Below are 2,179 nucleotides of genomic sequence, written 5' to 3'. Positions count from 1 at the left end.
AAGACGAACTTGTCCTTGGGCGAGCGGCCGGTGTGCTGTCCGGTCTCGGCGACCAGCGCGCCATGGGCGGTCAAGCGGGCCTCGCCGCGCCGGATCGATTCCTCATAAAGGGCAGCCGCACCGAAATTATAGCGCACCACGCCGGTGGTTTTCAGGCCGATATGATCGATCGCGCAGGCGGAATTGCGTTTGCCGACTTCCGACATCGAGTGTCCCTCTTGGATTGCCGCATCTTTGCCGGCACGTTTCCAGCACGCCCACTACGCGGGCTGAGATGGTCAGAACCAGAAAAGGCAAATGATATCAAATCATTAATCGATTTAAATATTTTGAAAGTTGTTTAAATCGTTTATATGTGCAAAAAGTTTCGCGGTTGCCCAAAGGATTGGCGATGTACGTTCGTCCAATCCATGTCGAGGTAGGATTGTGGCCGCCGGCATGCCGCGCGTGACAGCGGACAAGGCCTATGCCACATTTTGTACCTAATTTGTCCTGCAAAAGCCCCTTCTCTACGACAGAAGGGACAGCTCATGAGGGAGCCGCTTGAAATGGCAACAATCGCGCTTGTCGATGACGACCGCAACATTCTGACATCGGTGTCGATCGCCCTGGAATCCGAGGGGTATCGCGTCGAGACCTACACGGATGGTGCGTCAGCGCTGGAAGGCCTGGCGGCACGCCCGCCGAACCTTGCCATCCTCGACATCAAGATGCCGCGCATGGACGGCATGGAACTGCTGCGCCGGATGCGCCAGAAGTCCGACCTGCCGGTGATCTTCCTGACATCCAAGGACGATGAGATCGACGAATTGTTCGGCCTCAAGATGGGCGCCGACGACTTCATCCGCAAACCCTTCTCGCAGCGCCTGCTGGTCGAGCGGGTGCGCGCCGTGCTGCGCCGCGCCAGTGCCCGCGAGGCTGCCGCCAAGACGCCAAGCCAGCAGGCCCGCTCGCTCGAGCGCGGCCAACTCGTCATGGACCAGGAGCGCCACACCTGCACCTGGAAAGGCGAGCCGGTGACGCTCACCGTCACCGAGTTCCTGATCCTGCATTCGCTGGCGCAGCGTCCCGGTGTCGTAAAAAGCCGTGATGCGCTGATGGATTCGGCCTATGATGAACAGGTCTATGTCGACGATCGCACCATCGACAGCCACATCAAGCGGCTGCGCAAGAAGTTCAAGGCCGTCGACGACGACTTCGAGATGATCGAAACCCTTTACGGAGTCGGATACCGGTTCCGCGAAGCATAATGATGCATGTCGCCCAAAAGTGGTCCCGGTTTTGGGACAACGACATGCATCCGAGCAAAGTAATGCATGTCGCCCAAAAGTGGTCCCGGTTTTGGGACCACGACATGCATCAGGCCAAGGACTAGGCGGGAGCTGCTATTCGATGGCAGTGGAAGCACAGCGGACAAGACCGGCGGGCGCCTCCAGGCGGCCGTCGCGGATCATGCCGTCCTTCGTCTCGAAGATCACGGTGCCGATGCGCCGCTTCCTTGGCCATCATATCTTTTCCAGCCTGACGCGGCGTATCCTGTTCCTCAACCTTGCCGGCCTCGCCGTCCTGGTGACCGGCATCCTCTATCTCAACACCTTCCGCGACGGGCTGATCGACGCCCGCGTCGAAAGCCTGATGACCCAGGGCGAGATCATCGCCGGTGCGATCGCCGCGTCGGCGACGGTCGAGACGGATTCGATCAGCATCGACCCGGAAAAGCTGCTTGAACTGCAGGCCGGCGAAAGCCTGGGGCCGGGCTCCGACCAGCTCGACAATCTCGATTTCCCGATCAACCCGGAGCGGGTCGCCCCGGTACTGCGAAGACTGATCTCGCCGACCAGGACCCGCGCCCGCATCTATGACCGCGACGCCAATCTGCTGCTCGATTCGCGCCACCTCTATTCGCGTGGCCAGATCCTGCGCTACGACCTGCCGCCGGTCGAGGAGGAAGAGCCCGATCTGGTCCAGCGCATCCAGAAATTCGTCTTCGACTTCTTCCGCAACACCGAGCTGCCGGTCTATCACGAGCAGCCGGGCGGCAATGGTGCCGCTTTCCCGGAAGTGGTCAAGGCACTCACCGGCAGCCCGTCGACCATCGTGCGCGTCAGCGAGCAGGGCGAACAGATCGTTTCGGTGGCGGTGCCGATCCAGCGCTTCCGTGCTGTTCTGGGCGTGCTGA

3 protein-coding genes are annotated in these 2,179 nt (G+C 60.6%); 2 read left to right on the top strand and 1 reads right to left on the bottom strand.

Translation table 11 applies throughout. From position 1 onward, the window contains the following. Positions 1–206 (bottom strand): phosphoenolpyruvate carboxykinase (ATP) (locus EN749_RS34590; protein ID WP_128364855.1); only part of this gene is annotated, 206 nt, incomplete at its 3' end. Between the two features lie 342 nt (positions 207–548). Between EN749_RS34590 and EN749_RS34585 the strand changes: the two genes are divergently transcribed. After that, on the top strand, positions 549–1,250 hold the full coding sequence (locus EN749_RS34585) for a response regulator transcription factor (protein WP_013528337.1): 702 nt from the start codon (positions 549–551) through the stop codon (positions 1,248–1,250). 142 nt (positions 1,251–1,392) lie between these two features. Beyond that, on the top strand, positions 1,393–2,179 hold a 787-nt coding region (locus tag EN749_RS34575), incomplete at its 3' end, for a stimulus-sensing domain-containing protein (protein ID WP_189367922.1).

Source organism: Mesorhizobium sp. M7A.F.Ca.ET.027.02.1.1, assembly GCF_004022985.1.
In the GTDB taxonomy this organism is placed as follows: Bacteria; Pseudomonadota; Alphaproteobacteria; order Rhizobiales; family Rhizobiaceae; genus Mesorhizobium.
The sequence above is the reverse complement of the archived record's forward strand: the minus strand, read 5'-3'. Positions and strand labels throughout refer to the sequence as shown.